Annotated in this window: 16 protein-coding genes and 1 tRNA gene; 6 read left to right on the top strand and 11 right to left on the bottom strand. The window is 65.6% G+C overall.

The features are described from left to right. Positions 1 to 9 precede the first annotated feature (9 nt). From ACFOOR_RS03385 to ACFOOR_RS03370, 4 genes are all read right to left on the bottom strand, one after another. Positions 10 to 2,550, bottom strand: coding sequence for a PAS domain-containing sensor histidine kinase (locus ACFOOR_RS03385; protein WP_343164020.1), 2,541 nt, complete (start codon positions 2,548 to 2,550; stop codon positions 10 to 12). A 96-nt stretch (positions 2,551 to 2,646) separates the two neighbouring features. Further along, positions 2,647 to 3,153 (bottom strand): response regulator, encoded by a 507-nt coding sequence (locus tag ACFOOR_RS03380; RefSeq protein WP_343164019.1) that lies wholly within the window; start codon positions 3,151 to 3,153, stop codon positions 2,647 to 2,649. A 70-nt stretch (positions 3,154 to 3,223) separates the two neighbouring features. Next, positions 3,224 to 3,781, bottom strand: coding sequence for a hypothetical protein (locus ACFOOR_RS03375; RefSeq protein WP_343164018.1), 558 nt, complete (start codon positions 3,779 to 3,781; stop codon positions 3,224 to 3,226). Positions 3,782 to 3,856: 75 nt separating this feature from the next. Next, positions 3,857 to 5,038 (bottom strand): aspartyl/asparaginyl beta-hydroxylase domain-containing protein, encoded by a 1,182-nt coding sequence (locus ACFOOR_RS03370; RefSeq protein WP_343164017.1) that lies wholly within the window; start codon positions 5,036 to 5,038, stop codon positions 3,857 to 3,859. A gap of 103 nt (positions 5,039 to 5,141) precedes the next feature. Here ACFOOR_RS03370 and dusA point away from each other — a divergent pair, with 103 nt between their 5' ends. Further along, positions 5,142 to 6,128, top strand: a complete 987-nt coding sequence (dusA, locus tag ACFOOR_RS03365; RefSeq protein ID WP_343164016.1) for a tRNA dihydrouridine(20/20a) synthase DusA — start codon at positions 5,142 to 5,144, stop codon at positions 6,126 to 6,128. Then, the gene (locus ACFOOR_RS03360; RefSeq protein WP_343164015.1) at positions 6,125 to 6,952 is read left to right on the top strand and encodes a sulfite exporter TauE/SafE family protein; all 828 of its coding nucleotides are present in this window, start codon (positions 6,125 to 6,127) and stop codon (positions 6,950 to 6,952) included. The genes dusA and ACFOOR_RS03360 overlap by 4 nt, the downstream gene beginning before the upstream one ends. Here ACFOOR_RS03360 and ACFOOR_RS03355 read toward each other — a convergent pair. Genes ACFOOR_RS03355 through ACFOOR_RS03345 form a run of 3 tightly spaced genes read right to left on the bottom strand, consistent with a single transcriptional unit; the run spans position 6,949 to position 8,118 of the window. Further along, positions 6,949 to 7,209 (bottom strand): hypothetical protein, encoded by a 261-nt coding sequence (locus tag ACFOOR_RS03355; RefSeq protein ID WP_343164014.1) that lies wholly within the window; start codon positions 7,207 to 7,209, stop codon positions 6,949 to 6,951. The genes ACFOOR_RS03360 and ACFOOR_RS03355 overlap by 4 nt on opposite strands. Then, positions 7,206 to 7,391, bottom strand: a complete 186-nt coding sequence (locus ACFOOR_RS03350; RefSeq protein WP_343164013.1) for a DUF1289 domain-containing protein — start codon at positions 7,389 to 7,391, stop codon at positions 7,206 to 7,208. The genes ACFOOR_RS03355 and ACFOOR_RS03350 overlap by 4 nt, the downstream gene beginning before the upstream one ends. A 4-nt stretch (positions 7,392 to 7,395) precedes the next feature. Then, positions 7,396 to 8,118 (bottom strand): acyltransferase, encoded by a 723-nt coding sequence (locus ACFOOR_RS03345; RefSeq protein WP_343164012.1) that lies wholly within the window; start codon positions 8,116 to 8,118, stop codon positions 7,396 to 7,398. A gap of 28 nt (positions 8,119 to 8,146) precedes the next feature. Between ACFOOR_RS03345 and ACFOOR_RS03340 the strand changes: the two genes are divergently transcribed. From ACFOOR_RS03340 to ACFOOR_RS03330, 3 genes are all read left to right on the top strand, one after another. Continuing rightward, complete coding sequence (locus ACFOOR_RS03340) at positions 8,147 to 8,401, top strand: DUF3253 domain-containing protein (protein WP_343164011.1); 255 nt, start codon at positions 8,147 to 8,149, stop codon at positions 8,399 to 8,401. After that, positions 8,398 to 8,991 (top strand): uracil-DNA glycosylase family protein, encoded by a 594-nt coding sequence (locus ACFOOR_RS03335; RefSeq protein ID WP_343164010.1) that lies wholly within the window; start codon positions 8,398 to 8,400, stop codon positions 8,989 to 8,991. Before ACFOOR_RS03340 ends, ACFOOR_RS03335 begins: the two co-directional genes overlap by 4 nt. Positions 8,992 to 9,096: 105 nt before the next feature. After that, positions 9,097 to 10,158: a Leu/Phe/Val dehydrogenase gene (locus ACFOOR_RS03330; RefSeq protein WP_343164009.1), complete on the top strand. Its 1,062-nt coding sequence runs from the start codon at positions 9,097 to 9,099 to the stop codon at positions 10,156 to 10,158. 3 nt (positions 10,159 to 10,161) lie between these two features. On the opposite strand, the gene ACFOOR_RS03325 is transcribed toward ACFOOR_RS03330, so the two are convergent. The 4 genes from ACFOOR_RS03325 to ACFOOR_RS03310 all read right to left on the bottom strand — a co-directional run bounded on the left by ACFOOR_RS03325 (position 10,162) and on the right by ACFOOR_RS03310 (position 14,048). Further along, complete coding sequence (locus ACFOOR_RS03325; RefSeq protein ID WP_343164008.1) at positions 10,162 to 11,187, bottom strand: ABC transporter ATP-binding protein; 1,026 nt, start codon at positions 11,185 to 11,187, stop codon at positions 10,162 to 10,164. Further along, on the bottom strand, positions 11,184 to 12,782 hold the full coding sequence (locus ACFOOR_RS03320; RefSeq protein ID WP_343164007.1) for an ABC transporter permease: 1,599 nt from the start codon (positions 12,780 to 12,782) through the stop codon (positions 11,184 to 11,186). The genes ACFOOR_RS03325 and ACFOOR_RS03320 overlap by 4 nt, the downstream gene beginning before the upstream one ends. Beyond that, positions 12,773 to 13,846 (bottom strand): extracellular solute-binding protein, encoded by a 1,074-nt coding sequence (locus tag ACFOOR_RS03315; RefSeq protein WP_343164006.1) that lies wholly within the window; start codon positions 13,844 to 13,846, stop codon positions 12,773 to 12,775. The genes ACFOOR_RS03320 and ACFOOR_RS03315 overlap by 10 nt, the downstream gene beginning before the upstream one ends. Positions 13,847 to 13,973: 127 nt before the next feature. Beyond that, positions 13,974 to 14,048, bottom strand: a tRNA-Val gene (locus ACFOOR_RS03310). Positions 14,049 to 14,286: 238 nt separating this feature from the next. On the opposite strand from ACFOOR_RS03310, the gene ACFOOR_RS03305 reads away from it, so the two are divergent. After that, the gene (locus ACFOOR_RS03305) at positions 14,287 to 14,535 is read left to right on the top strand and encodes a phosphoglycolate phosphatase (RefSeq protein ID WP_343164005.1); all 249 of its coding nucleotides are present in this window, start codon (positions 14,287 to 14,289) and stop codon (positions 14,533 to 14,535) included.

The raw sequence follows: 14,535 nt of genomic DNA, 5'->3' as shown, positions 1-14,535 counted from the left end.
CCCTTGGGATCAGGCCGCGTCATCGGACAAGACGAAACGCTCGTCCTGTCCTGCGCGATCGGTCTCGTCGTGCGTTTCGAATTCCGAGATATCCGCGGCCAGCGGCATCGTGAAAGTCACCGACGTGCCTTCGCCGATCGTGGATTCGATGGCGAGCCTGCCGCCATGCATCTCGACGAGGGATTTTGACAGGGCAAGGCCGAGACCGGACCCCTGGTGGCTCTTGGAGTGCTGGCTCTCGATCTGTTCGAAGGGCCGGGCCAGGCGCGGAATGTCCTCCTGCGCGATGCCGATGCCGGTGTCCGACACCTGAATGGCCACGGACTTCTCGACCGTGAAGGTCCGGATCGTGACCCGGCCGCCTTCGGGCGTGAATTTCACCGCATTGGAAGCGAGATTGAGGATGACCTGCTTCAAGGCTCGCGGATCGGCCTCGATGTCCGGAGCATCGATCAATTCGGCGATGACGCGGATATTCTTTTCCTCGGCCCGGCCGCGGACCAGGCGCACGCATTGTTCGATGATGTCGCGCGGCCGCACCGGCTCGGTCTGAAGCTGCATCTTGCCAGCCTCGATCTTCGACATGTCGAGAATGTCGTTGATGAGGGCCAGCAGGTGTTCGCCCGAGGTGTGGATGTCGTTGACATAGTCCGCATAGCGGGCGTCACCGAGCGGCCCGAACATTTCGCGCAGCATGATCTCCGAAAAGCCGTTGATGGCATTCAGCGGCGTGCGCAATTCGTGGCTCATATTGGCGAGGAATTCGCTCTTCGAGCGGTTGGCCTCTTCGGCGCGAATCTTTTCCTCTTCGTACTTCTTCGCCAGTTCGGCGATCCGGCGCTCGTTCCGCTTCACGTCCTCGACCGTGCGGCGCAGTGCGGATTCGGAATCCTTCAGCTGGTTTTCCTGGCGCTTGAGGTCGGTGATGTCGGCGCCGACCGAGACGAGGCCGCCATCGGCGGTCGTGCGTTCCGAATAATGCAGCCAGCGCCCGTCCTTCAATTCGATTTCATAGGTCTCGCCGCCAATCTCCGCGCCATGGACCGCCGCAATTGCGCGCGCGGCTTCGGTCTCGACATCGCCATAAGGCAGGCCGGGACGAAGGCCGCTGTCGGTAAAGTCGAAGAAGTCGCGGAACTTCCGGTTCCAGAGGACGAGACGCTGGCGGGAGTCCCAGAGCACGAAGCTCTCGCTCATCGATTCCAGAGCCGCGCGGAGCCGGTTCTCCGCTGCCGCAACCCGGGCCTGCGCGCCCTTGCGCTCCGTGACGTCGATCGCCACGCCAACGATCCGGTCGGTGGTCACGGCGTCGTCCGTGCTCCAGAGCCGGCCACGCAGGTGAATCCAGATAGGCAGGTTGGACGCCTGAAGCTCGACATCGATCTCGCCGGCGCGGGCCGATCCGCGAATGGCCGCAGACAGGCGTTCCCGGTCGCGTCTTGAGAACAGGGCGAGGAAGTCGGCGCTCGACATGACCTCGCCTTCCTCGCGCCCGAGAATGCGGGCCATCGAGTCCGTGACATAGACCTGGTCGGATTTGCGGTTCCAGTCCCACACGCCGCAGCGCGCACCTTCGATGGCGACGCGGAAGCGCCGCTCGCTGTCACCCAGCGCAGCGCGTGCCGCACGCAGATTGCTCATCTGCATGGACAGAGCGGAGCCGAGACCCACGGCAAAGATCACCGGAGCGACAAAGAGCAGGGCGTAGAGGATCTGGGTCCGGATCCAGGCACTGGTATCCATGCGCATCGGTCCGATCAGGACGACGCGCATGTCGGAGCCCGGAAGGCTGGCGGATGCGATCGTGGCCTGGCCCTGGCCCAGTGGGATGCCATTGACCGCGCCGCCGCCCTCGCGCAGGCGGCTCGCCTGTTCCGAGGTGAGCGCGAAGCGGTCGAACAGGCTTTCGGAGAATACGCCCGCCTGCGGCATCGGCCGGATCGACAAGGGGCGTCCGTCCGGACCGGCGAGAATGGCCACGCGCCCGTCATTCCAGTCGGGAAGAAGCGCAAAGGGATCGAGCCGCAAGACGATCGCACCGACACTGCCATCCGCGAGGGCAACCGGGTGTGCCATGGAAATCGAGCGTGCCGTCGCGTCAATGGCGGTGCCGCTGTCGCTGGCCAGCGCGTCGTCGGCGGCGACACGCAGCGCTGCGCTGTCGGCATTTTCCGACAGGATTTGCGTGTTGGCGGTCAGAAGCGCTGCATCCAGAACGCCCGGCGACCGCGCCAGAGCCGAAACGAATTCGCCGCCCTGCGCGGTAACCGTTTCGGTTGGAAGGGCGGAGATCGCCATGACCGCGGAGTCGAGACTGCCGTCGATACCGGCGAGGCGCGAGGCGGTGCGTTCGGCCAGAAATGCGGCTTCGCGCGCATAGGACTGGCCGGATTCGGCCAGCATCGCGCTGCGCTCCTGGAACAGCTTGTAGCCGATCACGGCCGCGAACATCACGATGAAGACAAAGACGGCGACGACAATCCAGACGACGCTGTTCTTGCCGACGGCCGCAGGCGGGCTGTCCGCGCGCTTCCGGCGTTTGCCGGGCACGGGTGATTTCCGCCCCCTGGAGCGGGCCGCGTCATCCCCTCGAATCATGCTGTCAAAGTTAAGGTGACAGGGGTGTGTCTGTCACCCTTTCCGCGCCTAGGCGACGTTCGGCTTGGCCTCGTCGTCGGAGCGCCGTTCCGGGCCGCGATATTTCGACGGATCGTGGCGCCGGCGGTCGGGGCCGAAATAAACCTTTGTGCGCACGAAAGGGCGCGGCCGGTCGATGATCATCGCGATCTTCGCCAGCAGGTCCTTGGCCGTGATCGGCTTGCAGCAGAACTCGGTTGTCCCGGCATCACGCGCCTCGAAGACGCGCGATTTTTCCGAATAGGCCGACAGCATGATGATCGGTACGAGTGGGTTGGCGACCCTGTTCTGGTCTCGCAGCGACTTGATCAGCTCGACGCCGTTCATGCCGTCCATCTGATAATCGGTGATGATGATGTCGATGGCTTCGTTGCGTGCCACTTCAAGCGCCTCGTGCCCGCTCAACGCCTCATAGATGAGGGTGACGCCGAACGCATTGAGGATCGTGCGGACGATCTTCAACATGTGCGGATTGTCGTCGACAATCAGGATGCGGAGTGGTCGCAGGTCGGCCATCTGTGGTCGCTCAAGATCGAAAATCAGGCGTTATCGGAAAACACCGTAAAGCTAAATGGTTAGAAGCCGATTAAGCCGCCGGGCTTTCACGGCGGTCGAGCACCATCGGCTCGTCTGCCGTCGCACGGATCGACCGTACGATGTCGCCGGCATGGCGGCAGAACCCCAGCAGGTCCTGGGGCAGGTCGGGATTGCTCGCCGGCAGGTCGGCCCAGTATTCAGCCAATGTCAGCAGGGCCGGAGCCTGCTCGATAAGGCGGGCCTGAAACTCGACCTTGTGGGGATCCCGGTCGTATTCCGCCCCCGGCACACGCCAGCCGCCCCAGTTCTGCTCGTCGGTCACGACCACGGGATAGGTCCCCGGGAAGGGGTGGTGCGCGCACTCCGTTTCGGTTTGCCACTTGTTCCTGGCGCGCAGCACGCGCCATCCGTCAGGCGAATGATCCTCGACCTGTTCGGCGGCGAGGTCCGCAGCCGTGAAGTCGCGGCCGAGACCGCAATCGTAGTAGATGCGCACCGGCTCTTCGACATCCTTCACCCATTGCGGCTTGACCTGTTCGATCAGAGCCCAGGTTCCGACGGGCCGTACGAAAACCCGCTGGTGTTTGTGAAAGACCGCCTTGGCCATGTCTCGCTCCCGTATTCACACGGGCCAATAGCAGGCCGGGGTTAGGACAGCGTAAAGCCGGGGTCGAATTGCGGCTCAGATATCCCAGTCGGGCCGTCTGCCGTCCTCGTCCTCGATCGCTTCGAACAGGGCCGTGACCTGTTCACGCTCCCGCGGCGTCAGTTCCGGCCGCCAGATCTCCCAGAGCAGGATCACCCGGGTTTCGTTCGAACGGTTCCACGCCTCGTGATTGATCGTGTCGTCAAACGCCCAGGCCTTTCCCATCTCCCATTGCCGGATCTCGTTGCCGACGCGGAATTCGCAGCCCTCGGGCAGGATCACCGGCAGGTGGCAGATCAGCCGTGTGTTCACGAGGCCGGAATGCGGCGGGATATGCATGCCCGGCTTCATCAGCGAAAAGAGGATGGATGGAGACCGGTGCCGGATTTGCGGGATCGGCGCGCCCGCGAGGGCGGCCATCGTTTTCGGACAGCGGGCGATATTGTCCTCGATCGGGCGGCCATTCTTCCAGAGATAGAAGGCGCTCCAGGCGGGATTGTTGAGCAGTTTGTGGACGTCGTTCTGCGGCCGGTCCTTCTTGCCTTCGATATAGGGGGCGAAGGCGGCATCGTCGCTCAGGACTTCGATCAGTTCGGCGCGGATGTCGTCCGTGGCGGCTTCAACCCGGTCCATCCACGGAAACATCGCCCGGTCATAGAACTGGACCTGGGGGAGTTCCGGGAAATTGTAGACTTTCGGTTCCTGGTAGAAGATCTGCCGCTTGCCGGTCAGGACGTCGAAGGAGCGCGAAAAGCGGTCGCGCTCCCCGCCGAGCACCACGCCTTTCGCGGCCAGTCTGGCGCTCAGCTTGTCGGCGTATTCGCCCGCATACTGGCTGCATTTCAGCCGTGCCCGCGCAACGGCCTTTTCGAGATCGGGCGGCAATTGCGCGCCGTCCGGGATCATCCGCAGAACGATGTTGTAGTGCGCCGCCGCGGCCCGGTCGTTTCCCGCGAGCGCGTAGTCGTCGGCCTTGAGGATCAGCAGTCGGGGATTGTGGGGTTCGAGTTCCAGCCCCCTGGTGATGGCCTCGGTTCGCACGGCGTGGTCTTCGAGCGCCGTGGCGGCCAGCGCGACACCATACCAGATACTCGCATCCTCACCGCCAGCGGCCAGGATGGCGCGAAAGCCCGTCAGGGCTGCCGCGGCATTGCCGTCGTTCAGCGCCGCGCCGGCTTCAGCGGCCATCTGGCGGAAGTCGAATCCCGATGCCTGCATGTCACTCCCCCGGTCACATGCAATCCGCCCCGATGCCCTGCGTCAATGCGGCAGCCTCGCTGAACTGTCGCATTCCGCCTTTCGAGCCGCTAAAGAGGCGGCAATGACCGATCTCGACCGCAGATTTTCCGTTGCGCCGATGATGGACTGGACGGACCGGCATTGCCGGGCCTTCCACCGCGTCCTGACGCGCCGCGCGCTGCTGTACACGGAAATGGCCACCGCGCCCGCCGTGGTGCGCGGCGATCATGCGCGCCTGCTGCGCTTCGATCCCGCCGAGCAACCCGTCGCGCTTCAGCTCGGCGGATCGGATGCAGCCGAGCTGGCCGAAGCCGCGAAGTTCGGCGCGGCGATGGGCTATGCCGAAATCAATCTCAATGTCGGGTGTCCGTCCGACCGGGTGCAGTCCGGACGGTTCGGCGCCTGCCTGATGCTCGAGCCGCCCCTGGTCGCCGAGTGCGTGGGCGCGATGCGGTCGGCGGTCGATGTTCCCGTGACGGTCAAATGCCGGATCGGCGTCGATGACCAGGAGCCGGAAGCCGCGCTGTTCGGCTTCGTGGAGACGGTCGCGGCGGCCGGGTGCCGGAGCTTCACCGTCCATGCGCGCAAGGCCTGGCTGAACGGGCTGAGCCCGAAGGAAAACCGCGACATTCCTCCGCTGGATTATCCTCTGGTGCGGCGGCTCAAGGCCGCGCACCCGGAGCTGGAAATCATCCTCAATGGCGGGCTGGCCGATCTTGATCACGCTCGGGCGGAAATGACCGGCCTGGACGGGGTGATGCTGGGCCGGGCGGCCTATCACACACCCTTTGTTCTGGCACAGGTCGACAGCCGCTTCTTTGGCGAACCCGATCCGGTGTCCGGCCGCGCCGAGGTGGTCGAGGCCTACCGGCCCTACATCGAACGCGCGCTCGACGAGGGCACGCGCCTGCACGCCATCACGCGCCAAATGCTGGGCCTGTTCCATGGTGAACCCGGCGCGCGGCAATGGCGGCGCATCCTGTCGGAAAAGGCCAACCGCGACGGAGCCGGACTTGAGGTGATCGACGAGGCACTCGATGCCATCGACCGCCGGCGGGAGGCCGCGTGAGCGCCACCCCCGACCTGCTTTGGCTGGCCGCCGGACTGGCGGCGACCGGCGCGTTTGCCGGGCTGATCGCCGGCCTGTTCGGGATCGGCGGCGGCGTGGTCATGGTTCCGGCGCTCTACTTTGCCTTCGGTCTGCTCGGATACGATGACGGTCCACGTATGCAGGTGGCTGTCGGCACATCGCTGGCGGTCATCGTCGCGACCTCGCTGAGATCGGTGACCTCGCATGCGAAACGCGGCGCGGTCGACGGTCAGGTCTTGCGCACCTTCATCCCGTGGATCGTCGTGGGGGCGCTGGTCGGTGGTTTCGTCGCCGACATCGTGCCGGGCCGGGCGCTGACCGCGCTGTTCGGCGTGACGGCGCTGCTGCTGTCGGCGCAATTCTTCTTCGGCCGCCCGGACTGGAAGCTGGCGGACGATCTGCCGACCGGCCCGGCGCGCGCAGGTCTCGGCGGCCTGATCGGGCTGTTGTCGTCGCTGATGGGGATTGGCGGGGGTGTATTCGGCGTGACGATGATGACGCTGTGCGGCCGGTCGATCCACAAGGCCGTCGGCACGGCGGCAGGGTTCGGCGTGGCGATCGGCGTACCGGGCGCTCTCGGTTTTATCCTGTGGGGGTGGAACGAGACGGGGCGGCCGCCGCTCTCGCTCGGCTATGTGAACCTGCTCGGTTTCGCGATCCTGGCGGCTTCAGCCTTCTTCCTGGCTCCGGTTGGCGCGTCGCTGGCCCACAAGCTGCCGGCGGCCACGCTGAAGCGGCTGTTCGCGGTCGGGCTGGCCGTCACGGCAATCTCGCTGATCCGCGAGGCGTGGGTGGCCGGTTAGACGCCGAACATGTGCAGCACCAGCGCTAATGCCGCGATGATGCCGGCCCATGCCGCGATGTAGAACACCGACTGGCCGAAATTGGCCCGGAAACGGTGCGTGCGCGCGACCAGCAAAAAAGCCAGTAGCAGCACCAGATAGAGCGCGTTCGCCGGATCGACATTCTCGGGCAGCAGATTGCGCGCAGCCGGCACCAGGATCAGGGCGATGACCGCGGTCAGCGCGCCAGCGGCGGCAAATAGCAGAAAATTTCTCATCGTTTCGCCTCCTTTGCCGCACGATAGGCTTCCCTGCGGGCCGGCAGTTCATCTCCGATCGCCGCGCGTTCCGCGTCGCTGTAGCGGGTCCAACGCGCCAATTCTTCCATCGAGCGGAAACACCCGACGCAAATCTGGCGTTCCGGGTCGACGAAGCAGACCTGGATGCACGGGCTCCACATCGCGTCAGTCGCCGCGCCGCGGCAGGAAGCGCGAGCGGAGCCAGCCGAAGGTGGAATTTCCTTTAAGCGCATTGCGATAGGCTGCGTCCATGAAGCGGGTGAGCGTGCGAACCTCGCCCAGCTGGTCGAGACGGGTGCGCATCGGAGCCTCCGGGTCGAGCATCTTCACGATCTTCGCCGGCGAACCGGCCACCACGGCATGGGCCGGGACGTCCCGGGTGACCACGGCCCGGGCCCCCACGACGGCATGATCGCCAATCGTCACTCCCTTGCCGATGAAAGCGCCATCGCCGATCCAGACATTGTTGCCGATCGTGACCGGCCGGCCCTCGGGTGCGGGGTCGATCCGGTCGTACAGGCCGTGCCAGTCGCAGTCGGTCACGGTCGCATTGGCCGCGAACATGCAGGCATGGCCGATGGTCACACGTTTCGCGGCGAGGATGCGCGTGCCGCCGGAGAACAGGCAGGCATCGCCGATCTCGATCGCGGCCTCGCGGTCGTGCGGGGCCCAGACGGTGAAGCGGACGACCGAGTCGCGGGAGGCGATGACATGCAGCGAGGTCCCGACGGAAATGTTCGGGCCGAAGACCTCGACATGCCAGGGCCGCACGATTTTCGCGGCCGGACCTATACGTTCGAAATGCGGATGCAGGAAATGCCGTGCCCACGCATTCTCGAAACGCTCCCAAGCCTGATGCATCCAGTAGGGGCGATGATCTCTTCGCATTCGTCCTCTCCCGCGTTAGACGGGTAGCATGAGCCCCGAAACCATCGAAGCCTCCATCCTTCGCCTGACCGAAAAGCGCGGTCCCGGCAAGTCGATCTGCCCGTCCGACGTGGCCAAGGATATCGAGCCGGACAACTGGAACCGTCACATGCGGGCTGTACGCGCCGCCGCCATCGGGCTGGCACGTGCAGGACGGATTGTGATCCTGCGCAAGGGCAGGCCGGTGGATCCGGACGATTTCCGCGGTGTCTACCGGCTGGCCGTCCCTGCCGCGGACGCATGACCGAATCCAGCGAGTCGCTAGAAGCCCTGCTCGCCCGCATCCGTGCATGCCGGGTTTGCGCCGACCGGCTCGATCCGCGCCCGGTCGTCCGCGGTGCTGCACGTGCGAAAGTGCGCATCATCGGCCAGGCTCCCGGTACACGGGTTCATGCCTCCGGTATGCCGTTCACCGACCCGTCCGGTGACCGTCTCAGGGACTGGCTGGGCGTCGACGAAGAGACCTTTTACGACGAAAGCAGGATCGCGATCACCCCGATGGGATTCTGCTTTCCCGGGCTCGACGCAAAGGGGGGCGACAGGCCGCCTGACAGGCGGTGCGCGCCACTGTGGCAAGGTGAACTCGACGCCCGGCTTGACGCGGTCGACCTGACGCTCCTTGTCGGTCGTCATGCGCAGCAATTTCATCTCGGGAAGCGGGCCAGGCCGACCCTGACCGAAACGGTGCGGAACTGGGCCGAGTATGCACCGGATTTCGTGCCCCTGCCGCACCCGTCCTGGCGCAACAATACATGGCTGAAAAAGCATCCCTGGTTCGAAGCAGAGGTACTTTTCATGCTGCGCCGCCGCATGAAAAAACTGCTCCAAACCTAAGCGCCGCGTTCTTGTGCAAACAGGTTTCAGCGGCTATCCCCGCGCCGCGTTTGCCAACCGCCTTCCGGCGGCGGCCCCTTTCGCGTCCCATCCAAGGATCGCCACATGAGCGTTTTTGAACACCCGTCCTTCGACAACCACGAGAAGGTGCTTTTCGCCACCGACGAGAAGACCGGCCTCAAGGCCATCATCGGCGTGCACTCGACCGTGCGCGGTCCGGCTGTCGGGGGCTGCCGCATGTGGCGCTACGAGGACTCGGCGGCTGCGCTCAATGACGTGCTGCGCCTGTCGCAAGGCATGAGCTACAAGAATGTGATGGCCGACCTGCCGATCGGCGGCGGCAAGAGCGTGATCATGAAGCCGGACGGCGATTTCGATCGCGAAGAACTCTTCCTTGCCTTCGGCCGGGCCATCGAGGCCCTGAACGGCAACTACATCACCGCCGAGGATGTGGGCGTGAGCCCGGCCGACATGATGACCGTCCGCAAGGAAACCCGCTGGGTGACCGGCCTGCCTGAAGGCAAGGCGGCGTCGGGTGATCCCTCGCCGGTGACGGCGGAAGGCGTGTTCCGTGGTATCCGGGCCTGTGTGAAGCGCGCCGGGATGAGCGATCTTCAGGGCGTCCGCATCGCCGTGCAGGGCGCATGCGGCCACGTCGGTCACTATCTGATCGGGCACCTGGCCAAGGCGGGTGCGGAACTGGTGATCACCGATATCAACGAGCCGAAGCTGAAGGAAATCGCCGAGGAATTCGGAGCGAAGATCGTCGACAAGGACGCGATCTACGACCAGGACGTTGACGTGTTCGCCCCGTGCGCCCTCGGCGCCATCATCAATCCGGAAACGATCGACCGCCTGAAGGTGAAGATCGTGGCTGGTGCGGCGAACAACCAGCTCGCGACTCGCGACATGGGCGGACAGCTGCAGCAGCGCGGCATTCTCTACGCCCCCGACTACGTCATCAATGCCGGCGGCATCATCAATGTGATGGGTGAAATCCAGGGTGATTTCGATCCTGCCTGGGTGCAGGGCAAGCTGGACGGTCTGGAAAAGACGCTGGGCGAGATTCTCGACCGCGCCGAATCCGAGGGTCGCCCCTCCAACGTCATTGCGGACGAAATGGCGCGGGCCCGGATCGAAGAGGCCCGGGTCAGCAAGGCCGCCTGACCGTCAGTCCCTGACGATCACGACATCCGAAGGGCTGGCCGAAAGGCCGGCCCTTTCGCTTTCCGGCAGTCCGTCCGGCGCCACCCGGGCGCACCATTCGCTGCCATCCGGCGCGAAGGTGACCAGGTCGACAGCCCCGCCGCGGAAAGTCCGCGTGACCAATGTGAATGTGTCGCCGCTTCCGACCCTTGTGCGCTCCGGCCTGACGATCAGGTGTGCGGTTTCGCCGTCGGGAATGTCGGGGGCTTCGACGTGGCCGATCGGCGAATCCAATCCGCCTTCCCTGACCGTCCCGGTCCAGATATTGGCCGGTCCCAGGAGACGGGCGGCGGCGCGTGAATTGGGCCGGGCGTACAGCGCTTCGGGCGGTCCCGCCTGCACGATCCGGCCCTCCTGCATCAGGATGATCGTCTCAGCCATTTCCATGGCTTCCTCGGCGTCATGGGTCACGAGAAGCGCCGAAATCCCCGAGGCCGCCAGCAATTTGGCCGTGCTTCGCCGGAGGTCGTCACGCAGCGACCGGTCGAGGCTGGAGAAGGGTTCGTCGAGCAGGATCAACCGGGGTCCCGGCGCGAGCGCGCGCGCAAGTGCCACGCGTTGCTGTTCGCCGCCCGACAATTCATGGGGATAGGCATGGGCGCGATGGGCCAGCCCGACCCGGTCGAGCCAGATCATCGCTTCGTCACGGCGCGCCTTGCCCGCGAGATGGTTCAATCCGAAGGCGGTATTCATCACCGCGGTCATGTGGGGAAACAGGGCGCCGTCCTGAAAGACAAGCCCGAATCCGCGACGATTGGGAGGCACCCAGGCCGTCTGGTTGTCGAGGATGCCGGACGGCGTCGAGATTTCTCCCCCGTCCAGACGTTCAAGACCTGCAATCGCGCGCAGCAGCGTGGTTTTTCCGCTGCCGGACGGTCCGAGCAGTGCGACGATTCCACCCTGGGGCAGGTCGAGATCGACGCCGCTGAGAATTTCGCGGCGGCCGCGCAGGAAGCGCGCATCTCGAACGGACAGAAGCGGGCGTGTCATCGGACCTCGATGCGTTTGGGGGCGATGGCCTGGCGCGCGACAATCGCCATGGCCGGCAGGGCGAGCGCGACGAGCACAAGCGCGGGCAGGGCGCTTTGACCCAGGCGTTCGTCGGACGCGTAATTGTGTGCGACGACGGCGAGCGTGTCGAAGTTGAAAGGCCGCAGGATCATCGTGGCGGGAAGCTCCTTCAGCACCTCGACGAAGACGATCAGCGCGGCGGCCAGAATGCCGCCCGAGGCGAGCGGCCAGTGGATCTGCACGAAGCGGCGGACCGGCCCGGCTCCGGCGAGGTGCGAGGCTTCATCCAGCGAGGGCGGGATGCGGCCGAGTGCGGCCTCGCACGGACCGATTGCCGCTGCAGCAAAGCGCGTGAGATAGGCGAAGACGAGGGCCAGAACCGTGCCGGTCAGAAGCACGGGAAAGATCCCGCCGGCGGCGCGGTCCAGCCCGGACTGAAGGGTGCCAAGAACGGCCAGGACGCCGACCGCGGCGACAGCGCCCGGCGCGGCGTATCCGAGCATGGCGGTCCGGACGGGAAAGGCAGCGAAGCGTCCGCCGGAGCGCAGCGCATAGGCGCTCGCCAGACCGAACAGTGCGGCCAGGCAAGCCGTCACGGCGGCGAGCGAGATCGAATTCAGCGACGAATTCCAGACATTGCGCGCCGGCTCGGAGTGAAGCGCGTGCCAGGCAAGCCGGGCCAGCGGCGCGACGAGCGCCAGGAGCAGCGGCGTCAGGCAGGCGATGATGGCGAGCAAAGCAGCGCCGGGTCCCAGAGCGGTCCGGTTGGGCTGGCTGCGCTGACCAGCCGTGCGCGCCCGCGAGCGGCCCGCGCGTTCGAGCGTGGTCAGCACCAGGGCGATCGCGACGATCATGACAGCGAGCCGGGCGGCATCCGCCAGCGACCCCGCCCCGGACCAGGCCCGCAGCACGCCGACGGTCAGGGTCGGGGCGCCGAGATGAATGACTGCGCCATAGTCGGCCAAGGCTTCCATCGCCACGAGGGCGAGTCCGGCCGCAATCGCCGGCCGGGCGGCGGGCAGGGCGATGGTCAGGAATGCGGATGCGCCGGAGCGGCCGAGGGCGCGCGCGGCTTCCTCGAGGTGCGGCGGTTGCCGAAGGAAGGCGTCGCGGGTCAGCAGGTAGACATAAGGGTAAAGCGTCACCGCGAAGATCACGCCCGCGCCCCACCAGCCGCGGACCGTCGGCAAGGCGCCGAGCGGACCCGCTGCAAGGGTCAGGTCGAGCCAGCCATAGGCCGCGATATAGGCCGGCATGGCGAGGGGAAGGGCCAGTGCCCATTCGAAGATGCTCCGGCCCGGGAAACGGGTCCGCGCGATCAGCCACCCAAGACCGGTTCCGATCAGCGCGGCTCCAGCCGCCGCCGTGACCAGCACCAGGACCGTGTTGGCGGCATAGCCGGGAAGGCGGGTCGAGGCGAGGTGCTGCAGATAGCCGTCCGCCCCGCTGCCCGTGACAGCGAGTACGAGAACGGCCAGCAGCGGGAGCGTTGCCACCCCCGCTGCCGTCACGGCCAGAATTACGGAAACCGGCGGCAGACCGACTCGCCGCCGCCAGACTGAGATCACGGCCATTCGGCGCGGTCGAAGATCCGCACTGCAGCTTCGGTATGGTCGCCCAGCTCGCCGAGATTGACCGGATCACGGGCCCAGGCCGCAACCGCCTCGACTCGCGGATTGTCGTAGGTCACGCCGGACCGGGCCGGGATTTCGTTCGTCACTTCGGCGAAGACCCGCTGGGCTTCGTCGCTGAGCAGGAAGCGGATGAATTCGCGGGCTTCATCCGGGTTCGGCGCACCGGCGGCGATCCCGGCACCGGAGACGTTCACGTGCGCGCCGCCGTACTCCTGAGCCGGCGCATACAGCGCAACCGTGTTTGCCACCGCCTGATCCTCCGGAGTCTCGGAATTCGCAAGCCGGACGTAATAGTAATGGTTCACGAAGGAGGCGTCGCAGGTGCCCGCCGCGATGGCGCGAATCTGGTCGGTGTCGCCGCCGCTCGGCGGAACCGCCAGGTTGGCCGCGATGCCGTTGGCCCATTGCTCGGCGGCATCCTCGCCATTGGCGATGATGCGCGATGCCAGAAGGGACTGGTTGTAGGCGTTGTCGGACGACCGCATACACAGGCGGTTGTCCCACTCTTCGCTGGCCAAGGCCTCGTAGCCGGTCAGCGAGGCCGGATCGACGCGTTCGGTCGAATAGGCAATGACGCGTGCGCGTGCAGTGAAACCGAGCCAGTAGCCTTCGGGGTCACGCAGTTCTGCGGGGACGAGGGCGAGAATGTCCTGGTCCTCGATCGGCTGGAACAGACCGGCCTGCTCGGCGCGGTGGAGGCGTGCGGCATCGACCGTCACGATCACGTCGGCCGGGCTGCGCTCGCCATCGGCGCGAACGCGCTCGATCAGCAGGTCGCCATTGGCTTCGACGAGATTGATCTCGATGCCGGTTTCCTCGGTGAAGCGCTGATAGATGATCCGGTCCGAATCGTAGTGCCGGGCCGAGTAGATGTTGACCACCCGCGACTCGCCGGCCGCGGCATCGTTCGCTGCCCGGGAGTCGCCGGTGGTGTCCGAACCGCCGCAGGCGGCGAGGATGGCCCCCGACGCGGCGAGCGCGGCGAATGAAATTTCAAGGCGCATGGGACATGTCTCCTTCGTGTTGGAGACGTTCTGTCAAAAATGCGAATGGTTCGCAACACCTGATCGTGACGTGATGCTGCGGAATGGCGCCGGACAATTGGAAAATCGGACTTAAATGGCCGGGGAATGGTGGGCGATAGTGGGATCGAACCACTGACCCCCTCGGTGTGAACGAGGTGCTCTCCCGCTGAGCTAATCGCCCCCGACAGGAAGGCCGGTGCTATACGAGCCGTCCAACGGACGGTCAAGCACCGGCGTAAGTGACGAGAAATTCATCCTGCGGCGACTTGACGCACGGTCATACTATCGTCACAGAGGCGCGGTCCTTATATGAGGCGCAGCGGTCACGCCGCGATGAGGCGGCGTCACTGCTTTCTTCAAGGGGAGTGCACGTAACGCTGGCCGGACCCGGTGGTCCTGCCGTTACGGAGGTTTTTGACATGACCAATGACTATTGCACGCCCGAAGGCGCGCGCCGTCTGAAGCAGCGTATCGAAGCGTACTGGTCCGAACGGGGCTATAATGTCTCCGTGGATCTCGTCGATGCCGGCTTCATGCCCGCGATGCGTTCGGCTCGTACCGATGTCCGTTCGGACATGGTGAATGGCATGCCGCGCCGTACGGTCGCGGCCAATGACCATGGCCCCAGCTCTGCCAACGACTCCGAGCTGGAGCGCCGCTCGGCCTGA

The sequence above is a fragment of the Hyphobacterium vulgare genome (assembly GCF_042643335.1).
In the GTDB taxonomy this organism is placed as follows: Bacteria; Pseudomonadota; Alphaproteobacteria; order Caulobacterales; family Maricaulaceae; genus Hyphobacterium; species Hyphobacterium vulgare.
Note: the sequence above shows the minus strand (reverse complement) of the source record. Positions and strands in the feature narration are given on the sequence as shown.